This window comes from Volucribacter amazonae, from assembly GCF_029783845.1.
Lineage (GTDB): Bacteria > Pseudomonadota > Gammaproteobacteria > Enterobacterales > Pasteurellaceae > Volucribacter > Volucribacter amazonae.
The window spans coordinates 1,338,909-1,360,549 of the sequence record NZ_LWID01000001.1 but is presented as its reverse complement, the minus strand read 5'-3'; the positions used below and the strand labels follow the sequence as shown (position 1 = coordinate 1,360,549).

The following is a 21,641-nucleotide window of genomic DNA, read 5'->3' as shown; positions in this document are numbered from 1 at the left end:
TTGCTTATTCACCCCGTTTCAACATACCTTGTTTTTTCAAATAAACCAACAAAATGGAAATCGCTGCCGGTGTTACCCCTGAAATACGGCTTGCTTGCCCAATGGACACAGGGCGATGCTGTTCCAATTTACTGCGTACTTCATTAGATAAGCCTGCGACACTGGCATAATCAAAGCTGGCAGGAATTGCGGTATTTTCGTGGCGTTTTTGTTTTTCAATTTCTTCTAATTGGTGTTCAATATAACCTTGATACTTAATAGCAATTTCCACTTGTTCCGCCGCTTCTTTATCCACTAACGGCGGTTGATAAGGGGTAAGTGCGGTCAGTTTTGCATAAGAAATTTCTGGGCGGCGTAACAAATCCTCGCCACTTGCCTCTCGTACTAATGGCGAACTTAAAATGCCATTCACTTCCGCTAAATGTTCACTACGAGGGTGCAACCAAATACTGCGTAATCGCTGTCTTTCACGTTCAATATTTTCCATTTTTTGGTTAAATCTCGCCCAACGTTGTTCATCAATTAAACCTAGTTGATGAGCTATCGGGGTCAAACGCATATCCGCATTATCTTCACGCAATAATAAACGGTATTCTGCTCTTGAGGTAAATACACGATAAGGCTCTTTCGTCCCTAAAGTACAAAGATCATCAACCAATACCCCAATATATGCCTGATCACGGCGTGGATACCAAGCCTCTTTTTGTTGAACTTGTAAACCCGCATTAATGCCTGCTAATAATCCTTGTGCCGCTGCTTCTTCATAACCTGTTGTGCCATTAATCTGTCCAGCAAAGAATAAACCTTGAATAGCTTTAGTTTCTAAAGTCGGTTTTAAATCTCTTGGATCAAAATAATCATATTCAATGGCATAACCCGGTTTAACAATACGGGTGTTTTCTAACCCTTTCATTGAATTAACAATTTTCATTTGTACATCAAAAGGCAAACTAGTAGAAATTCCATTTGGGTAAACTTCGTTACTGGTTAAGCCCTCAGGTTCAAGATAAATTTGATGAGCATTGCGTTCGGCAAAACGCATCACTTTATCTTCAATGGACGGGCAATAACGTGGACCGATCCCTTCAATGATCCCTGTATACATTGGACTACGATCCAAATTCTGACGGATCACTTCATGAGTTTGATCATTGGTATGGGTAATATAACAAGGGATCTGACGAGGGTGTTGATCCACTGATCCCATAAAAGAGAAAACAGGTAAAACGTCATCGCCAAATTGTTTAGCAAGTACATCAAAATTAATGGTGCGAGCATCTAAACGTGGTGGTGTTCCCGTTTTTAAACGATCAACACGCAAATTAAGATCTCTTAATCGATCTGCTAATAAACTTGAAGCAGGATCGCCTGCTCGTCCCCCTGTGTAATTTTCTAACCCAATATGGATCTTACCCGCTAAAAAAGTTCCAGCGGTCAGGATCACCGCTTTAGCGTGGAATTTTAAGCCCATTTTGGTTACCACACCCGCAACCCGATCCTGTTCTAAAATAATATCAGTCACTTCTTGTTGAAAAAGATCCAAATTGGCTTGATTTTCTAAAGCCACACGAACCGCTTGACGATAAAGCACACGATCTGCTTGAGCTCTTGTGGCACGCACTGCTGGACCTTTTGAACTATTTAGGGTACGAAATTGGATCCCAGCTTGGTCAGTAGCAGTCGCCATTAATCCGCCCATGGCATCAATTTCTTTGACCAAATGCCCTTTACCAATACCACCAATAGCTGGATTACAAGACATTTGTCCTAAAGTATCAATATTATGGGTAAGTAACAGGGTTTTTAATCCCATTCTTGCGGGGGCAAGTGCCGCTTCTGTACCTGCGTGTCCGCCACCAATCACAATGACATCATATTTTTCCGTATAAAACATAAAAACCTTTTTGATCGACTATTTCGATCATTCTATAAATAACAAATAATTGGTGGCTATTTTACTGAAAATTAGTTTAGCTTAAAAGTAGATTTATGGCTTTTGTGAAAAAGGATCTTATTCAAATGGCTTTGCTGATCATTAATAGATCTTTATTTATCTATAAAGATCTTATTATTCTGATTATTGGATCTTAGGATCTTTGTGAATAAGATCCTTTTTTTGAATAAAATAAATAAGTTAGATCATTTTGATCATTGTGAAGATCTTTATTAACCCAATATAATTTATTGTGTATAACTGCGTAAGTTATCCACAATGAAATCTAGGGAAAAAGTTATTATTTTGCTAAAAACAGCTTTTTTACAAGATTTTTGTTGAGTTATCCACAGTTTTAAAAGGTTTTTATTTAAACAAAAAAGCTGATCGAGGATCAGCTTGTTATATGTTTATTTTTATTTGTTGTTAAAAATTTAAATAATTTGTTGAGTAAAATTAGGCAACCAATCTTCCGCACATTGATCATGATCGCTTTCTTTTACCACATCAATGCGTAATGACGGACAAAGTAAAGTCGCCCCTTTACTTTGCAAAATATCCTCTACTTTATTTACTGCAAAACAAAAGGTGTCATAATCGGAGCTACCAAGTCCCACTACCGCAAATTTTAATCCACTGAGATCAAGGTCAGCTTGTTGAATTTGTTCAAATAAAGGATTGAGGTTTTCAGGAATTTCCCCTGCTCCATGGGTTGAGGTTATCACTAACCAGAGAGGTTGTTCTATTACATCATTATAATCCGCCCCATGTAATAGTTGAGTTTGCCAACCTTGTTGTTGCAATAGATCATCAAGATGTTCAGCCACATATTCCGCACCCCCTAGGGTACTTCCTGTAATAAGACAAATTTGCTCTTTCATTTTCAATCCTTCGTTGTTGCTGTTAAGGTAAGCAATATAACAAAAGTGCGGTCTATTTTGAAAAAATTTTTGTAAGACAAAACGTGTCAACGCCATATTCTTATAAAGAGAAATGACATTTTTTAGTGGTTACATTCTTATCTTTGTTTGTTGCCATTTTCAAGCAGGTTTTTTTAACGTAAAATGTTGAGCTACTTTGGTATTGGTTACCGATATATGGGGTAAAAATGATTAAAAAACTCACCGCACTTTCACTAATTGCGATATTAGGGCTTGGTTTATCTGCTTGTGGCGTAAAAGGGCCGCTCTATTTTCCTGAACAGCAACAGCAAAAAACAAATTAAATTGGCATATTATTAGGATTATTCATGGATTTTTTTCAATATCAACAAGATCAATTAATGGCGGAACAATTGCCAGTGGCACAGCTTGCTGAACAATTTGGTACACCACTTTATATTTATTCTAAAGCCACTCTTGAGCGACATTGGCATGCTTTTGATCAAGCCTTTGGCGATCACCCGCATTTAATTTGTTTTGCGGTGAAATCTTGTCCTAATATCGCGGTATTGCAGGTTATGGCTAAATTGGGTTCTGGTTTTGATATTGTATCGCAAGGGGAGTTAGAACGCGTTCTGGCAGCGGGTGGTGAGGCAAGTAAAATTGTATTTTCTGGTGTCGCCAAAAGTGAGCAAGAAATTGAGCGTGCTTTGCAGGTGGGTATTCGTTGTTTTAATGTGGAATCAGAGGCAGAATTAGAACGGATTAACCAAGTGGCAGGGCGATTAAATAAGATTGCCCCTATTTCGTTACGCGTCAACCCTGATGTGGACGCCCATACTCACCCTTATATTTCCACAGGATTAAAGGAAAATAAATTCGGTATTAGCGTGGAACAAGCTCCAGCGGTTTATGCAAAAGCTAACCAATTACCCCATATTCAAATTGTGGGAATGGATTGTCATATTGGTTCGCAATTAACCGAGTTACAACCTTTTCTTGATGCAACGGATCGGTTAATTGTCTTAATGGAACAATTAAAGCAAGCCGGCATTGTTTTACAGCATCTTGATTTAGGCGGTGGTTTAGGGGTTACCTATAATAACGAGCAACCACCACACCCAACGGAATATGCCAAAGCCTTATTAGCCAAACTGCAAGAGTATCCGCTAGAAATTATTCTTGAGCCGGGGCGAGCTATTGCCGCTAATGCAGGGATTTTGGTCAGTAAAGTAGAATACTTAAAAAGCCACGAAGATCGCCATTTTGCCATTGTTGATGCGGGTATGAATGATATGATTCGCCCGGCTTTGTATCAGGCTTATATGCAAATTATTGAGGTAGATCGCCGTTTAGTCAGAGAAAAACAAGTGTATGATGTAGTAGGACCTATTTGTGAAACCTCGGATTTTTTAGGTAAACAACGTTCCTTAGCCATTGCCCAAGGGGATTTTATTGCACAGCGTTCGGCAGGGGCTTATGGGGCAAGTATGTCATCAAATTATAATTCTCATCCACTCACAGCTGAAGTGATGGTTGACGGTGATCAAGCCTATTTAATTAGACGGCGACAAACATTGAATGAATTATGGCAATTAGAACAGCTTATTGAAGTATAAAAATAGCTGGAAAATTGACCGCACTTTTTTCTGCCCATTAGCGGATAACAACAATAATGGGCATCATTTTTTATTAGGAATAAGCGAGATGAAAGCAAGTCAATATTTATTTTCAACCCTAAAAGAAACCCCAAATGATGCACAGATAGTGAGCCACCAATTAATGTTACGAGCAGGAATGATTCGTCCGCTTGCCTCGGGGCTTTATACTTGGTTACCCACAGGTATGCGTGTATTGAAGAAGATTGAACATATCGTTCGTGAAGAAATGAATAAATGTGCCTTGGAAATTGAAATGCCAGTGGTTCAGCCCGCAGAATTATGGCAAGAATCGGGGCGTTGGGAGCAATATGGACCAGAATTATTGCGCTTTAAAGATCGTGGTGATCGTGAATTTATTATTAGTCCAACAGCGGAAGAAGCGATCACTGATTTGGTTCGGCGTGAAATTAGTTCTTATAAACAATTACCTTTAAATTTTTATCAAATTCAAACCAAATTCCGTGATGAAATTCGCCCACGTTTTGGCATTATGCGTTCACGTGAGTTCTTGATGAAAGATGCTTATTCTTTCCATGCTGATCAGTCCAGTTTGCAACAAACTTATGAGGTAATGTATCAAACCTACACCAATATTTTTAACCGTTTAGGCTTAGATTTTCGGGCGGTACAAGCGGATACTGGCTCTATTGGTGGTTCAGCTTCGCACGAGTTTCAAGTGTTAGCCCAAAGTGGCGAAGATGATATTGTGTTTTCCACAGAAAGCGATTTTGCCGCTAATATTGAATTAGCAGAAGCCTTGCCATTAGGTGAGCGAGGACAAGCCACAGAAACCTTACGTTTAGTGGATACGCCAACGGCAAAAACCATTGCGGAATTAGTTGAGCAGTTTAATGTGCCGATTGAGAAAACGGTAAAAACCTTGATTGTGCGTGCTAGTGAGCAATGTGAGCATCAATTTGTGGCATTGTTAGTGCGTGGTGATCACGAATTAAATGAAATTAAAGCTGAAAAATTAGATATTGTCGCCAGCCCTTTACAATTTGCCACCGAGCAAGAAATTCGAGCCACCATTGGGGCAGGACCAGGATCATTAGGGCCGTTAAACTTAGCTATCCCTGTGGTAATTGATCGTACGGTTGCTAATATGGATAACTTCTCCGCTGGGGCAAATATTGATGATAAACATTATTTTGGGATTAACTGGGAACGTGATTTAGCCACACCGCAAATTGCCGATTTGCGTAATGTGGTAGAGGGCGATCCAAGTCCAGACGGTAAAGGCCATTTACAAATTAGACGTGGTATTGAAGTGGGGCATATTTTCCAATTAGGGCAAAAATATTCGGCAGCAATGAATGCCACTGTCCAAGGTGAGGACGGTAAGCCGTTAGTGATGACCATGGGCTGTTATGGTATTGGGATAACCCGTATTGTGGCGGCGGCTATTGAGCAAAATCACGATGAAAGAGGTATTATTTGGCCTGATGCCATTGCGCCGTTTAAAGTGGCGATTGTACCAATGAATATGCACAAATCAGCCAATGTACAACAATTTGCCGAGCAACTTTATGCCGATTTAACTCAACAAGGCATTGAAGTCATTTTTGATGATCGTAAAGAACGCCCGGGCGTGATGTTTGCGGATATGGAATTAATTGGCGTACCGCATATGTTCGTGATTGGCGAAAAGAACCTTGCTAATGGCGAAATTGAATATAAAAACCGCCGTACAGGCGAGAAAAAAATGATTGCCCAAGCTCAATTAGCGGAGTTTGTGGCAAGTTTATCGTCTTGTCCACATAAAAAATAATAGCGAAACCCACCGCACTTGGTGGGGAGACTTGTGGTAATGCAAAGAGGGAATAAAAGGATATAATATGTCAGAACAGCATAGTGAACAGTTAACAGGGGCAGATTATTTACGGGCGATTTTAACCGCAAAAGTGTATGAATTAGCACAGGTTACACCCTTGCAACCTATGCCAAAATTATCAGAGCGTTTAGCCAATCAAATATTGGTAAAACGTGAAGATCGTCAGCCTGTACATAGCTTTAAATTGCGTGGTGCTTATGCCATGATTGCAGGCTTAACTGAGCAACAAAAGCAAAAAGGCGTGATAGCGGCTTCCGCTGGTAATCATGCTCAAGGTGTGGCGTTATCGGCGAAACACCTTGGTTTAAAAGCCTTGATTGTGATGCCACAAAATACCCCAAGTATTAAGGTGGAAGCCGTTAAGGGCTATGGTGGCGAAGTATTGCTCTATGGAGCAAATTTTGATGAAGCCAAAGCCAAAGCCATTGAATTATCACAAAGCAAAAATATGACCTTTATTCCCCCCTTTGATCACCCTGCCGTCATTGCAGGGCAAGGTTCATTAGCAATGGAATTATTGCAACAATATCCGCATATTGACCGTATTTTTGTGCCTGCAGGTGGTGGAGGATTATTAGCAGGGATAGCGGTATTTATTAAGCAATTAATGCCAGAAATTAAAGTGATTGGGGTGGAATCTAAAGACTCCGCTTGTTTATATGCCGCTTTGCAAGCAGGGAAACCGGTAGATTTAGATCGAGTTGGCTTATTTGCTGACGGTGTGGCAGTAAAACGTATTGGCGATGAAACTTTTCGTTTATGTCAACAATATGTTGATGATGTGGTATTAGTGGATAATGACGAAATTTGTGCTGCTTTAAAAGATTTATTTGAAAATGTGCGTGCAGTGGCTGAACCTTCAGGGGCATTATCTTTGGCGGGGCTAAAAAAATATGTGAAGCAACACAATATCCAAGGGGAAACCTTAGTCAATATCTTATCGGGGGCAAACCTTAATTTTCACACCCTACGTTATGTTTCTGAACGTTGCGAAATTGGCGAAAAACAAGAAGCCTTACTTGCGGTAACCATTCCAGAACAAAAAGGCAGTTTCTTACGCTTTGCTAATTTAATTGCCAATTATGCCGTAACCGAATTTAACTATCGTTATACTGATGAGCAAAAAGCCTGTATTTTTGTCGGTGTAAGAAGTAAAGGCGAGCAAGAAAAAGAAAATATTATCAATCAATTACAACAAAATGGTTATGATGTGGTGGATATGTCCGATGATGATGTAGCGAAAACCCATATTCGCTATATGATCGGTGGACGCCGAGCCAGTAGCCTCACAGAACGTCTTTATTCTTTTGAGTTTCCAGAGCAAAAAGGGGCATTAATTAAATTCTTAGAAACCCTTGGCACGCACTGGAATATTTCCTTATTCCACTACCGAGCTCATGGGGCGGATTATGGCAATATTTTGGCAGGTTTTCATATTGATGAAAATAGCCTTACAGCCTTTAATCAGCATTTAGAGGAATTAGGTTACACTTATCAAGATGTAACAAATAGCCCTGCTTATCGCTATTTTTTGAGGTAGTTTTCAATATCTGAGGACAGAATACAGAGGACAGTATTAAAATAAATTAGCGTATCTATTACTGTCCTCTGAATAGTCGTCCTCTTTGATATAGTCGTTCCACTTTAAAATGATACAGCGTTGGCACGCCTCGCCGTACTACTTGTACTGTCTTCGGCGTACCGCCTTGTCTCATTTTAAATTGAAACGACTATAAAAAGGGGGCTAAACTGTTAGCTAAAGCGGAGAAATAAATGTGAAAAAAATCCCAAAAACCCACCGCACTTTTCCCCATTTTTCATCACTCACTCAATAAACAATATTCAATTTTGTGATCTGAGCCAAAGCATTTTAGCTTAGGCTAATGTATATTATAGTCGTTTCACTTTGAAATAATACGGTGTTGGCACACCTCACCGTACTATTTGTACTGTCTTCGGTGTGCCGCCTTGTCTTATTTTAAATTGAAACGACTATAAACATTACGAGCGATAATAGACGGGAGTGATAAGCTGTGAGCGAAATACAATTATTGCAACATGGTATTAATCTCATGATTGTTGGTATGGGATTTGTCCTATTCTTTCTACTGATATTAATTTATGCCATTAGTTTCATGTCCAAATTAATTAACCGTTTTTTCCCTGAAACAGTTATCCCCAACGAAAATCTTAAACCCATAACACCAGCTGATGATGAACTTGCTCGTTTACGCCCAGTGATTATTGCTGCTGTTCATCATCATCGCCGCCAACAAGGGCAGAAATCATTGCAAGGAGAATAGATTATGACCACAAAAAATATTTCAATCACTGAATTAGTATTGCGTGATGCCCACCAATCCCTTTTTGCTACTCGTTTACGCCTTGATGATATGTTGCCTATTGCCGCTGAACTTGATGAAGTGGGGTATTGGTCTTTAGAGGCTTGGGGTGGGGCGACTTTTGATGCTTGTATTCGCTTTCTCGGCGAAGATCCTTGGGTACGCTTGCGAGAGTTAAAGAAAGCCTGCCCGAAAACGCCGTTGCAAATGTTGTTACGAGGACAAAATTTGCTTGGTTATCGCCATTATGCTGATGATGTGGTAGATCGCTTTGTAGAGCGTTCGGTGGATAACGGTATGAGCATATTTCGGGTATTTGATGCCTTAAATGATCCGAGAAATATGCGGCAAGCGATCAAAGCGGTACGCAAGCAAGGTGCTCATGCTCAAGGGGCTTTAAGCTATACCACAAGCCCTGTTCATAACTTACAAACTTGGTTAGACACGACAGAACAGTTATTAGAAATCGGGGTGGATTCGCTGGTTATTAAGGATATGTCAGGTATTCTTACCCCTATGGCGGCAGCGGAATTGGTGGCGGAAATTAAGGGGCGTTATGCTGATGATGTGCGTTTACACTTACATTGTCATTCCACCACAGGTATGGCGGAAATGGCATTACTTAAAGCCGTTGAAGCTGGGGTGGACGGTATTGATACTGCCATATCCTCAATGAGCGGAACTTATGGACACCCCGCTACAGAATCTTTGGTGGCAACCTTGCAAAATAGCCCTTATGATACAGGTTTAGATCTTCATCGTTTAGAAAAAATAGCCGCTTATTTCCGAGAAGTTCGCAAAAAATATGCTCAGTTTGAGGGACAATTACGGGGGATTGATAGCCGTATTTTGCTAGCACAAGTACCCGGTGGAATGTTGACTAACTTGGAAAGTCAGCTAAAACAACAAAATGCAAGTGATAAATTGGATCAAGTGCTACAAGAAATTCCTAAAGTGCGTGAGGATTTAGGCTTTATTCCTTTGGTTACGCCTACTTCACAAATTGTAGGAACGCAAGCGGTAATCAATGTTTTAATGGGAGAGCGTTATAAAACTATTGCCAAAGAAACCGCAGGAATTTTAAAGGGCGAATATGGTAAAACACCTGCCCCTGTTAATCAGCAGTTACAAGCAAGAGTATTGAATGGCGAACCAGCCATTACCGATCGTCCAGCCGATCATTTAGCCCCTGAAATGGCACAGTTAAGCCAAGATATTCAGCAACAAGCTCAACAAAAAGGGATTAAGTTAGCGGAAAATGTGATTGATGATGTGCTTATTGTGGCGTTATTTCCGCAAATTGGTTGGAAGTATTTAGAAAATCGGCATAATCCAGCGGCTTTTGAGCCAGCACCCACACGAGCTGATGAAAAAATTTTGGCAAAAGACACCGCACTTGGTCAAAGTAACACAACAGGTTCAGCGGTTTATCGGGTGGAACTTGAGGGCAAAGCCTTTGTGGTGAAAGTGAGTGAGGGGGGCGATATTCAAGATATTGAACCGCAAGTTAATCCTAAGGAAACGCCAACGGTTACAAATACTCGCCCACAAGCAGAACAGACTTCTTCGGCAGGGATTAGCGTCAACGCCCCTATGGCAGGGAATATTTGGGACGTGTGTGTTAGCGAGGGCGAACAGGTGGCAAAAGATCAGGTGTTATTAGTGCTTGAGGCGATGAAAATGGAAACCGAAATTCGTGCAGCTCAAGCGGGTAAAGTACAGGGAATTAACGTGAAAAAAGGCGATGCGGTTAATGTTGGCGATAGCTTAATGCAATTAGTGTAGGTGGCTCTATGGAAAGTATGATTGCTCTATTACAAGGCACAGGAATCGCCCATTTAAGTTGGGGGCAAGCAATAATGATTATGGTAAGTCTATTATTACTTTGGCTTGCCATTGTGAAAAAGTTTGAACCTTTATTGTTATTGCCTATTGGTTTTGGTGGATTATTATCAAATATTCCAGAGGCAGGTATGGCATTTACCGCCTTGGAAAACTTATTGCATAGTCAAAACACTGATCATCTTGCTCAACTGGCGGAAATGTTGAATAGTCAAGCAAATCCAACGGCGATTCAAGCAACCTTAGCACAATTACCTGCAGTCTATCATCAGCAAGCGGAATTATTGGCAAAGGATTTAGGATATAGTGCTGGGATTTTAGCGTTATTTTATGAGGTTGCTATTAATTCAGGTGCTGCCCCGCTGATTATTTTTATGGGGGTAGGGGCAATGACGGATTTTGGTCCTTTATTGGCAAACCCTCGCACTTTATTACTTGGTGCCGCAGCACAATTTGGCATTTTTGCTACTGTCTTAGGGGCATTGGCATTAAATTGGACAGGGCTTATTGATTTTAGCTTACCACAAGCTGCCGCTATTGGGATTATTGGTGGGGCAGACGGTCCAACGGCGATTTATCTTGCCAGTAAACTTGCCCCTGAATTATTGGGGGCTATTGCCGTCGCCGCTTATTCTTATATGGCATTAGTCCCATTAATCCAACCGCCGATTATGCGAGCCTTAACCAATTCACAAGAACGCCAAATAAAAATGGTACAGCTACGCAATGTTAGCCAACGAGAAAAAATTCTCTTTCCTATAATCCTGTTATTGCTTGTGGCGTTATTATTACCTGATGCCGCCCCATTATTAGGAATGTTTTGCTTTGGTAATCTTATGCGAGTGAGTGGGGTGGTGGAACGGCTTAGTGATACGGCTCAAAATGCGTTAATCAATATTGTTACCATTGTATTAGGTTTGTCCGTAGGGGCAAAATTAGTGGCTGATAAATTTTTACAACCGCAAACCTTAGGCATTTTAGTGCTTGGAGTTATCGCCTTTGCCATTGGTACAGCAAGCGGTGTGCTAATGGCAAAATTGATGAATAAATTTAGCCAACATAAAATTAACCCCCTTATCGGCTCAGCAGGGGTATCCGCTGTCCCTATGGCTGCGAGGGTTTCTAATAAATTAGGCTTAGAAGCAGATTCGCAAAACTTTTTGCTTATGCACGCAATGGGACCTAATGTGGCGGGCGTAATCGGCTCAGCAATCGCTGCAGGGGTAATGTTGCGGTATATTAGTGTGATGTAAGCCTATATTATAGTGCAAATGATAATAATGGAAACTTTGCCAAAGTGCGGTCAAATTTGCTAAAATTTTAACAAATGTAACCGCACTTTTTCATTCAAGGTATCTTTATGAATCAATATTTCCTTGCCCAAACCCACCAAGGCGAAAATCTCGCTATTCACGCCAAAATGGCAAATCGTCATGGTTTAATTGCTGGAGCGACAGGTACTGGCAAAACAGTGAGTTTACGCAAAATGGCAGAAGCGTTTAGTGATAATGGCGTGCCTGTATTTTTAGTTGACGTGAAAGGGGATTTATCAGGTTTAGTGCAAGCTGGCGAGCTAAAGGGCAAAATTGCTGAACGTATTGAGCAATTTCAGCTTGGTGGCGAACAATATTTATCAGGTTATCCCGTTTCATTTTGGGACGTTTTTGGCGAAACGGGTATTCCCTTACGCACCACCATTTCTGAAATGGGACCGTTATTATTAGCCCGTTTACTTAATTTAAATGCAACCCAAGAGGGCTTGCTTAATTTGGTTTTTCGGGTGGCTGATGATAAAGGTTTGTTATTGATCGATCTAAAAGATTTACGAGCGATGCTTAAACATGTGGCAGAGAATAGTAAAAGTTATCAACTTGAATATGGTAATGTTTCTGCTGCCAGTGTGGGGGCAATTCAGCGTGCATTATTAACCCTAGAAAATCAAGGGGCGACTCATCTCTTTGGCGAACCTGCGTTAAATTTAGAAGATTGGTTGCAAACAAGGGGCGATCAGGGGGTAATTAATATTTTAAATTCAGAAAAGTTAATTAACTCGCCGAAAATGTATAGTGCGTTCCTATTATGGTTAATGTCCGAATTATTTGAACAATTACCAGAAGTGGGCGATCCCGATAAACCTCGTTTTGTCATGTTTTTTGATGAAGCCCATCTTATTTTTGATGATGCCCCTAAAGTATTGGTAGATAAAGTGGAACAGGTGGTTCGCTTAATTCGTTCAAAAGGGGTAGGAATTTATTTTGTTACCCAAAACCCTCTGGATTTACCTGAAACAGTGTTAGGGCAATTAGGCAACCGCATACAACACGCCTTGCGAGCTTTTACCCCAAAGGATCAAAGAGCAGTAAAAGCGGCGGCAGAAACCTTTCGTGCCAATCCTCAAATTAATGTAACCGAGAGCATTACACAACTTGCAGTAGGCGAGGCGTTGGTTTCTTTTTTAGATGAAAAAGGTATGCCGCAACCAGTAGAACGTGCTTATATTTATCCGCCGAAAAGCCAACTTACACCATTAACCGCTGAACAACGTCAGGCTTGGGTAAAAGATGATGAACTTTATCCCGTTTATCGTGATGAAGTGGATAATGAATCCGCATTTGAAATGTTACAACAACAAGCTGATTTGGCTAATGTTGCAGAAAAACAAGCGGAACAGGCTCAACAGCAAGCAGAAGAAGGTTTTATGGGGCGGTTAAATCGCTTGATTTTTGGACAGAAAAAGCGTGGCGAACAATTAACGGTAACAGAACAAATGGTCAGTAGCGTAGCAAAATCAGTGGGACGTAATTTGCGTAATCAAATTACCAAACAGATTATGCGTGGTATTCTCGGTGCGTTGAAAAAATAGGATAAAATGATAGGGGGAAAACAATGGTAACTTTTTGGCAAGATCCCCTATCTTATGTTTTACATTTACCCTTGGCACAATGGCTAGGTTTACTCGCTTTTTTGTTGGGGATTTTGGTTTTTTGGCAGCGTAATGATAAAAAACTAAAAATGTATATGGTGCTACTGAGTGTGGTTTATACTTTACATTTTTTATTATTAGATGCTCATATTTCCGCACTTACTTCCTTTATTTCAGGTTGTCGCACCCTATTTTCTATTTTTGTTTGTTCCCCTTATATTGCATTTACTTTTGTGGCGATGATGATTGCCATTGGCGGTTATACCGCCACCTCTGCCATTAGCCTATTACCCATTATCGGCTCAACATCAGGGACAATCGCCTTATTCTTATTAACAGGAATAAAAATGCGTTTGCTAATGTTAATGGGATCATTGTGTTGGTTAATCAATAATATTTTGATTGGTTCTATTGGTGGCGTGTTATTAGAATTGACGGTTATTGGGGTTAATGGTTTTACCATTATTAGAATGTTACGTTACCGCACATCATATTATAATCGTTTCAAATAAGAATAATACATTTTGTCAGACCCCTTATATAGTCGTTTCAATTTAAAATGAGACAAGGCGGTACGCCGAAGACAGTACAAGTAGTACGGCGAGGCGTGCCAACGCTGTATCATTTTAAAGTGGAACGACTATACTTATTGTATAAAGCAAATAACGCTCCCTTACCCCCTTAAAAAGCCCTGCCTTGATCTGCCCCCCAAAAGTTGGACTAACTAACCAACAGATTAAGGAGCAGATTTTTTATGACAAAATATAGCCAAGACTTTAAACAACAAGTGATTGATTTCTATTTTCAGCATAACAACGAACTTGCCCACACTTGTCGCCATTTTAACCTCGCGAAAAAGGTAGTAAGATGCTGGCTCCGCTTATTTAATTATGCTGGAAAAGAGGGATTAAAAGTGCGGCAGACCCGACAGGTTTATTCTCCTGAATTTAAACTTCAGGTACTTGAACCCATTCTGCGTGGAGATTGTACCGCCGAGCAAGCGATGGTTGACTTTGGTTTGTCTAATACAGGGCTTATCAGCCAATGGTTGAAAAATTATTTAGAACAAGGTATAAACGGGCTATTGTCGAAAAAACCTCAAGGTTCAAGCAAAATGAAAACCAAATACCCCCAAATGCCACCGCCACCGAAAACCGAAGAAGAACGCTTGCGTTATCGTATTTTAGAGCTTGAGGCGGAGGTCGCCATTCTAAAAAAGTGGCAAGAGTTAAGCCAGCAAAAAATCCGGAAAAAGCCGAAATAGTTAAGGCATTACGCCAACATTTTCCTTTAGAAATCTTGCTGACCTTGACAGGATTGAAACGGAGTACATTCTTTTACCATTTGCCGCCAAAAAGCGAGAAAAATGCGGAAATCACCGAGAAAATTCTGGAAATTTACGAGGAAAATCAGGGAAATTATGGCTATCGGCGTGTTTGTGCTGAATTGCGTAAGTCTATGATGATTAATCATAAAAAAGTGCAAGCGATTATGCAGCAGTTAGGCTTAAAAGGGAAATGTGTTCAGCAAAAATACCGCTCTTATCGCGGAAAGGTGGGCGATATTGCGGACAATCTTTTGCAACAAGATTTTCAGGCGAAAGCCCCTAATGAGAAATGGGTAACCGATGTGAGCGAATTTAAGTGTAAAGAGGGCAAGCTATATTTATCACCCATAAAGGATTTATTTAATGGGGAAATTATTGCTTATGATATTTCTCGCAGTGCGAATTTTGAGCAAATTAGGCGAATGATGGGGCAAGCTATTGCCAAACTTGATGGAAGCAAGCCGATACTGCATTCCGATCAGGGTTGGCAATATCAGATGATAGGTTATCAGCGATTATTGCAAGAAAAGGGTATCCGCCAGAGTATGTCTCGGAAAGGCAATTGCCTTGATAATAGTGCGATGGAAAGTTTTTTCGGGCGGTTAAAAACGGAATGTTATTTTGGTAAGGTTTTTGAGCGTTTTGAGCAACTGGAAACGGCGTTGCATGAATATATTGCATATTACAACAATAAACGTATTCAAGCTAAATTAAACGGATTGAGCCCGGTGGCGTATAGGGTTCAGTCATTGATGAGGTAAGTCTAAGTTTTTGGGGTCAGATCACCTAAACTTAGAACGATAGAATAATTTTGGCGTTCAGAGGACAGAGAACTGAGGACAGAAGACAGTATTAATTTTAAATATCAATAAATTAGCATATCCATTATTCTGTCCTCTGAATAGTAAAGAAAGTAGGTCGTCCCCTTTGTAAAAGGGGGCGAAAACCGTTAGCAATAACGGAGAAATAAAAGTGAAAAAATAATTCAAAAACCAACCGCACTTTAACAACCTCATTGTACTACTTTGTTTCATTTTTAATTGAAACGACTATAAAATAACGATAAGTTAAATAAAAAACACCGAAGGCTGGAATAATTTTTCAATTTCGCTCACATATTTTTTATCGCTAAGGTAAACAATAACGTGATCGTTTTCTTCAATCATCACATTTTTTCTCGCCATAATGACCACATTATTGCGTAAAATTGCTCCAATTATTGCACCCGTAGGTAATTTTAGTTCGCCAATGCTACGTCCAATCACATTTGAAGTGTGACTGTTTCCATGGGCAATGGCTTCTAAGGCTTCAGCAAAACCATGGCGTAGCGAGGCAACTTTAACAATATCCCCCTTTCGGACATGGCTTAATAAGGCGGAAATGGTGGCTTGTTGTGGCGAGATAGCAATATCAATCGTGCCACCTTGCACTAAATTGATATAAGCCATACGCTGAATAAGCACTATTACTTTTTTCGCCCCAAGCCGTTTTGCTAATAAAGCAGACATAATATTCGCTTCATCATCGCTGGTAACCGCAATAAAGACATCAATATTTTCAATATGTTCTTCAAATAACAGGCTTTGATCGGAAGGATCGCCACAAAATACGAGGGTTTTAGCTAATTTCTCTGCCAGCAATGAGGCACGTTGCGGATTGCGTTCAATAACCTTAACGTAGCAATGATCTTCTAAGTTTTTGGCAATGCCACTACCAATATTGCCACCGCCAGCAATCATAATCTTTTTGTAGGCTTTTTCTAAGCGTTGTAGCTGGCTCATAACCGCTTTAATATGCTCAGTGGCACAAATAAAGGTAACTTCATCGCCTGCCTCTATAATGGTTGAGCCTTGTGGACGAATGGTTTTATCATTGCGTAAAATGGATAAAATACGGCAATCAATATGGGGTAAATAATCTTTCATCGCCGAAATAGCGTTGCCAACCAATGGACCACCATAATAGGCTTTAACCACCACAATACTAATGGCATTGTCGGCAAAATGGGCAACTTGCAATGCCCCTGGATAATCCACAAGTCGGACAATATCTTCGGTAACCAATTTTTCAGGGGAAATAACATGATCAATGGGGATCACATCAGGCTGAAATAATTTGTTTTTCTCACGAATATAATCAGCTTGGCGAATACGTGCGATTTTAGTGGGAATATTAAACAAGGTATAAGCAATTTGACTAGCAATCATATTGGTTTCATCGGAATTGGTTACCGCCACTAATAAATCCGCATCAGACGCCCCAGCTTCACGCAAAATGGTTGGCGAGGACGCCATACCCATTACCACCCGTAAATCGTGTTTCTCTTGTAAATTGGTTAAGCGTTGCGGATTGTTATCCACCAAGGTAATATCATTGTCTTCGCTAACTAAATTTTCAGCGAGGGTTGTACCTACTTGTCCTGCACCGAGAATAATGATTTTCATTGTTCCACCTGATTATTTTGCCCGTTTGCGTAATTTTGCATAATAAAAACCATCGCCACCTTCTTGTTGAGGAATAAATTGAAAACCTATTTGTTGGCTTGGGGTAAAGGGTAAAGGCATTAATTCCGCATCTTTATGTTGTTGCAAAAACTGACTAATTTGCTGTTGGTTTTCTTCAGCTAATAGCGAACAGGTAGCATACAATAAAATGCCATTGGGTTTTAAGCGTTGCCAAAGGGCATTGAGAATTTGTTGTTGTAACTGCACTAATGGGGCAATATCGCTAGCTTGACGTAACCATTTTATATCAGGGTGACGGCGAATTACCCCTGTGGCAGAACAAGGGGCATCAAGCAAAATTCGATCAAATAAGGATTTGCTTGTTGGTATTTGTTTAAACCAGCTGTCGGGCTGGCTAGCATCACCGCAAATTAGTTGAGCTTGCTGTTGTAAGCGGTCAAGGTTTTGTTGTACACGTGCCAAGCGTTTAGGTTCAATATCTAAAGCGATTACCTGTGCTTGCGGTGCTAATTCTAAAATATGGGTAGTTTTGCCACCGGGGGCAGCACAAGCGTCCAAGATAAACTCGCCATTTTCGGGAGCTAATAGCAAACCAGCCCATTGGGTATGAATATCCTGTACCGTAGCCCACCCCTCGGCAAAATGAGGCAATTTATTCACTGCCAATGGCGTAGCCAGCCGTAAGGCTTGTGGGTGTTCGCTTGTATAACTGGGTTCAGCAAATAATTTTTGATAACCCGCAACATCGCTATATTGAGGATTAATGCGTAACCACATGGGTGGCTTTTGGTTATTGGCATCAATAATTTCTCGCCAGTTTGGGTACTGTTGTTTTAATTTATTTACCAGCCATTCGGGGTGTAATGTTTGCCAATGTTGATCCACCTGAGCAAGAATTTCGGGCTGTTCACGCAAAAAACGGCGTAACACGCCATTAAGTAATGCCCGAAAATGCTCAATGTTGAGTGCTTTACTGGCATTAACCGTTTCGCTCACCGCGGCGTGTACAGGAATACGAGTATAGAGAATTTGATATAGCCCAACCAATAATAAACAATGCACAATTCGGGTTTTATTTTTTAAGGGTTTCTGCACTAAATGTTGAATAATTTGCTCTAAACGTGGCAGAACTCGGCAAATACCAAAACACATTTCTTGCAATAATGGCAAATCTACCCCTTTGATTTTGTTTTGGTAATCAGGTAACAAGGTGGATAAGGATTGCCCCTTATCCAACAGGTTTAACATTATTTCTGCGGTGGCAGCTCGCACAGAAAGTGCGGTGGCTTTTGGTGAAATTTTTTTCATTAGCTTAACACCTTACCTACACTAAACCAATCCGCACGCCCATTGAGTAAATCCGCCACTGACATCGGCTTTTTACCTGCGGGTTGCAGTTGTTGAATATTTAATACCCCCTCAACAGTGGCAATTTGAATACCTTGTTTATCCACTTGCACAATCGTCCCTGCAGGTTGATGACAATGAGGTAACACAGTTGCTTGATAGACTTTTAAGGTTTGAAGATTGCCTTGAGGGTCTTCTATTTGAAAATAACTGATCGGCCAAGGATTAAAGGCACGAATACAACGCTCAAGCTGTTGAGCTGGCAGTTGCCAATCTAATTTTGCCTCTGCCTTACTTAATTTTTCCGCATAACTGGCTTGGCTATCCTGTTGCACTTGAGGGATAAATTTGTTTTGCCCAAGTTGATCTAATACCTCAATTAAAGCAGGGGGGGCAAGTTTAGCCAACTTATCATATAAAGAAGCAGAGGTATCATCATTGGTAATTGGACAAGTTACTTTATGCAACATATCGCCTGTATCTAATCCCTCGTTCATCTGCATAATGGTTACCCCAGTTTGAGTATCGCCAGCCCAAATCGCTCGCTGAATAGGGGCGGCACCTCGCCATTTTGGCAATAACGAACCATGCACATTTAAACAACCAAAAGGAAACATCTGCAATACCGCAGGAGGCAAAATTAAACCATAGGCTACCACCACCATCACATCCGCTTGCAAGCGAGCAAGTTCTGCTTGGGCATCAGCGTGGCGCAAAGATTTCGGTTGATAAACAGGTAATTGATATTGTTGCGCCAATGTTTTTACCGCACTGGCTTGCAGTTTCTTACCACGTCCAGCAGGCTTATCAGGTTGGGTATAAACTGCGACAATATGATGAGAAGTATTTAATAAGGCTTGTAAATGTTGAGCGGCAAAATCAGGTGTGCCAGCAAAGATAATTTTTAATGGTTTCATATGTAATACCTAAAGTGCTACGTTATGGATAAATATCGTCGTCCCACTTTAAAATAATACGGCGTTGGTACGCCATATTTTTCAAATCAAAACGACTAACTTTGGAAAACCCAAGGATTTCCCAAAGTGCGGTATGTTTTTACTTTATTTTTGGCGACTTAATTGTTTTTTCAATTTCAGCATTTTCTCTTTAATCCGTTGCCGTTTTAGAGGTGACAAATAATCAATAAACAACACACCATTAAGATGATCGATTTCGTGCTGAATACAAATGGCTAATAAATCTTCCGCCTCAAGGGTAAATGGCTCACCATTGCGATCTAACGCGGTTACCGTTACTTTTTGCTTACGCGGGACTAAACCACGAAAACCAGGGATTGACAAACAGCCTTCCTCAATCCCTGTTTCGCCCGAGCTTGCCACAATTTCTGGATTAATTAACACTAACTGTTGCGTTTTATCGCCCTCAAGATCAATGGTAATAATCCGCTGTTGAACCGCCACTTGCGGTGCCGCCAAGCCAATACCCTCTTGTTCATACATAGTGTCAAACATATTATCCACAATGGCACGCACATCATCATTAACCTCTACCACAGGCTCTGCCACCGTTCGCAACCCCTCATCAGGGTAAAGCACAACATCTAATATACTCATAATAATCCTTGTTATCTTGTTGATAAAATTCGTTCGATTATTCTACTTTATTTTTATTTTGTTGCCTAACAAATAAAGAAACCGATGTTTTACTAGTTAAGAACATTGAATTGAAAATGATCGGTATAAAAGAAAGGTATGAATCCGCAGTTATTTATTGGAAGAACCTCTATTCTACCAAAGAATGTTGGTTTGGGTGCAGTTTAAAGATTTTGTATTTTTACAAATTTAAGTAAATTAATGTTATTTTATATAACAAATATAACTTTTTATATGTTATTGACATTTAATTTTCAGCCTATATAATCCTCCGTTCAAAAATTTTACAACATTGTAACCACTTTATATTATCTTTTTTGTTTGTAAAGGAGTGTTGTTTAGTTATTGAATTGGCTGCTGTGTTAGGACATGGTGGGTACCGTTTTGCCTGTTTCCAAAGTATTAAGTAGGTGGAACAATAGAAATTAGTTTCCGCTAATGTCTTGTATAAATGTAATGTAGCGGATTAGAAATAAATAGAGTTGTCATTATTGATAGCTTTGAATTTATGAGGAAATTTATGTCAGCAACAATTAAATTATTAAGCTCTAAAAAAGAATTGGCGAGCTACAATATTCGTAAAGGAGAATCAATCGTACTTGATGGACAAAGTAAAGTGAATTATCAGTTAGTTGATAATGCTACGGGTAAAGGTCCAGAGAAAATTATAGCGAAACGAGATGGTAATAATTTACAAATTACCTTAGATCCTGAGAGTTCATCCCCTGATATTCTTATTAAGAATTATTATACTGGAGATAATCCAGAGCAATCTAATAGCAATAGCATGGTTATTGGCGAAGCCACAAATGGTAAGATTTATGCTTATGTACCTGAATCAGATGAGAATCAGGAATCTGTTGCGATGTTAGACAACCAAGAGTCAGCAACACAAGTTTTAGGTGGAGAAGAATTAGATGCAAGTGGTTTTTGGGAATATAGTCCTTGGTGGTTATTAGGTCTAGGTTTATTAGGTGGCGGTATTGCTCTTGCTGCAGCAGGTGGTAGTAAGAATGATTCTACCCCCCCCAATCGGATAATATTTCGCCAGATGCTCCAACAGCCACAGTAACAACGAAAGATACAACAACACAAACAGTCAGTGGTAATGCCGAAACAGGTAGCACAGTTACTGTAACCCTTCCAAATGGTGAAACTGTAACCACAACAGCAGATGCTGAAGGTAAATACAGTGTAGATATTTCATCTCAAACAGATAATAGCGAAATAACCGTTACTGCAAAAGATAAAGCAGGTAATGAATCACAATCAACGTCAGTAACGGTAGATGCAGTCGCACCACAAGCACCAACAGCCCAAGTAGTAGCCAAAGATGAAAACACGCAAACCGTTGAAGGTACAGCGGAGGCAGGTAGCACCGTAACCGTTACCTTACCAAATGGCGATACGGTAACAACCATAGCAGATGCAGAAGGTAATTACAGTGTTGATATTCCAGCACAAGCAGATGAA

The 21,641-nt window shown here is 40.2% G+C and carries 17 protein-coding genes and 1 pseudogene; 12 read left to right on the top strand and 6 right to left on the bottom strand.

The window, feature by feature from the left end:
- Nucleotides 1-4: 4 nt before the first annotated feature.
- A complete protein-coding gene (mnmG, locus tag A6A20_RS06530) occupies nucleotides 5-1,894 on the bottom strand; it encodes a tRNA uridine-5-carboxymethylaminomethyl(34) synthesis enzyme MnmG (RefSeq protein WP_279572683.1) in 1,890 nt (629 codons plus the stop codon).
- A 473-nt stretch (nucleotides 1,895-2,367) separates the two neighbouring features.
- The gene (gene mioC, locus A6A20_RS06525) at nucleotides 2,368-2,814 is read right to left on the bottom strand and encodes an FMN-binding protein MioC (protein ID WP_279572682.1); all 447 of its coding nucleotides are present in this window, start codon (nucleotides 2,812-2,814) and stop codon (nucleotides 2,368-2,370) included.
- A gap of 230 nt (nucleotides 2,815-3,044) precedes the next feature.
- Here mioC and lptM point away from each other — a divergent pair, with 230 nt between their 5' ends.
- The 10 genes from lptM (at nucleotide 3,045) to A6A20_RS06475 (ending at nucleotide 15,504) form a co-directional block, all read left to right on the top strand.
- The gene (gene lptM / locus A6A20_RS06520) at nucleotides 3,045-3,158 is read left to right on the top strand and encodes an LPS translocon maturation chaperone LptM (RefSeq protein WP_279573760.1); all 114 of its coding nucleotides are present in this window, start codon (nucleotides 3,045-3,047) and stop codon (nucleotides 3,156-3,158) included.
- A gap of 24 nt (nucleotides 3,159-3,182) precedes the next feature.
- The gene (gene lysA / locus A6A20_RS06515; protein ID WP_279572681.1) at nucleotides 3,183-4,433 is read left to right on the top strand and encodes a diaminopimelate decarboxylase; all 1,251 of its coding nucleotides are present in this window, start codon (nucleotides 3,183-3,185) and stop codon (nucleotides 4,431-4,433) included.
- Between the two features lie 88 nt (nucleotides 4,434-4,521).
- Nucleotides 4,522-6,246, top strand: a complete 1,725-nt coding sequence (gene proS, locus A6A20_RS06510) for a proline--tRNA ligase (RefSeq protein ID WP_279573759.1) — start codon at nucleotides 4,522-4,524, stop codon at nucleotides 6,244-6,246.
- 67 nt (nucleotides 6,247-6,313) lie between these two features.
- On the top strand, nucleotides 6,314-7,849 hold the full coding sequence (ilvA, locus tag A6A20_RS06505) for a threonine ammonia-lyase, biosynthetic (protein ID WP_279572680.1): 1,536 nt from the start codon (nucleotides 6,314-6,316) through the stop codon (nucleotides 7,847-7,849).
- A 493-nt stretch (nucleotides 7,850-8,342) separates the two neighbouring features.
- Nucleotides 8,343-8,612, top strand: a complete 270-nt coding sequence (locus A6A20_RS06500; RefSeq protein ID WP_279572679.1) for an oxaloacetate decarboxylase subunit gamma — start codon at nucleotides 8,343-8,345, stop codon at nucleotides 8,610-8,612.
- 3 nt (nucleotides 8,613-8,615) lie between these two features.
- Nucleotides 8,616-10,436, top strand: a complete 1,821-nt coding sequence (gene oadA / locus A6A20_RS06495) for a sodium-extruding oxaloacetate decarboxylase subunit alpha (protein ID WP_279572678.1) — start codon at nucleotides 8,616-8,618, stop codon at nucleotides 10,434-10,436.
- A gap of 8 nt (nucleotides 10,437-10,444) precedes the next feature.
- Nucleotides 10,445-11,746: a sodium ion-translocating decarboxylase subunit beta gene (locus A6A20_RS06490; protein ID WP_279572677.1), complete on the top strand. Its 1,302-nt coding sequence runs from the start codon at nucleotides 10,445-10,447 to the stop codon at nucleotides 11,744-11,746.
- A gap of 107 nt (nucleotides 11,747-11,853) precedes the next feature.
- Nucleotides 11,854-13,356 (top strand): helicase HerA-like C-terminal domain-containing protein, encoded by a 1,503-nt coding sequence (locus A6A20_RS06485; RefSeq protein ID WP_279572676.1) that lies wholly within the window; start codon nucleotides 11,854-11,856, stop codon nucleotides 13,354-13,356.
- A gap of 23 nt (nucleotides 13,357-13,379) precedes the next feature.
- Entirely contained in the window at nucleotides 13,380-13,928 is a 549-nt protein-coding gene (locus A6A20_RS06480; RefSeq protein WP_279572675.1) for a YgjV family protein, read from the top strand.
- Between the two features lie 242 nt (nucleotides 13,929-14,170).
- A protein-coding gene (locus A6A20_RS06475; RefSeq protein ID WP_279571979.1) for an IS3 family transposase occupies nucleotides 14,171-15,504 on the top strand; the annotation gives its coding sequence in 2 pieces (ribosomal slippage) (nucleotides 14,171-14,627 and nucleotides 14,627-15,504; 1,335 coding nt in all).
- Between the two features lie 306 nt (nucleotides 15,505-15,810).
- Here A6A20_RS06475 and trkA read toward each other — a convergent pair.
- The 4 genes from trkA to def form a co-directional block, all read right to left on the bottom strand.
- Entirely contained in the window at nucleotides 15,811-17,187 is a 1,377-nt protein-coding gene (gene trkA, locus A6A20_RS06470) for a Trk system potassium transporter TrkA (protein WP_279572674.1), read from the bottom strand.
- 12 nt (nucleotides 17,188-17,199) lie between these two features.
- Complete coding sequence (gene rsmB, locus A6A20_RS06465; RefSeq protein ID WP_279572673.1) at nucleotides 17,200-18,516, bottom strand: 16S rRNA (cytosine(967)-C(5))-methyltransferase RsmB; 1,317 nt, start codon at nucleotides 18,514-18,516, stop codon at nucleotides 17,200-17,202.
- Nucleotides 18,516-19,472, bottom strand: coding sequence for a methionyl-tRNA formyltransferase (gene fmt / locus A6A20_RS06460; RefSeq protein WP_279572672.1), 957 nt, complete (start codon nucleotides 19,470-19,472; stop codon nucleotides 18,516-18,518). Before fmt ends, rsmB begins: the two co-directional genes overlap by 1 nt.
- 144 nt (nucleotides 19,473-19,616) lie before the next feature.
- Complete coding sequence (def, locus tag A6A20_RS06455) at nucleotides 19,617-20,129, bottom strand: peptide deformylase (protein WP_279572671.1); 513 nt, start codon at nucleotides 20,127-20,129, stop codon at nucleotides 19,617-19,619.
- A 559-nt stretch (nucleotides 20,130-20,688) separates the two neighbouring features.
- On the opposite strand from def, the gene A6A20_RS06450 reads away from it, so the two are divergent.
- The gene (locus A6A20_RS06450; RefSeq protein WP_279572670.1) at nucleotides 20,689-21,240 is read left to right on the top strand and encodes a hypothetical protein; all 552 of its coding nucleotides are present in this window, start codon (nucleotides 20,689-20,691) and stop codon (nucleotides 21,238-21,240) included.
- Nucleotides 21,210-21,635 (top strand): annotated as a pseudogene (locus A6A20_RS12755) (Ig-like domain-containing protein); the annotation flags it as partial. The gene A6A20_RS06450 and the pseudogene A6A20_RS12755, both read left to right, overlap by 31 nt.
- Between the last annotated feature and the right edge of the window lie 6 nt (nucleotides 21,636-21,641).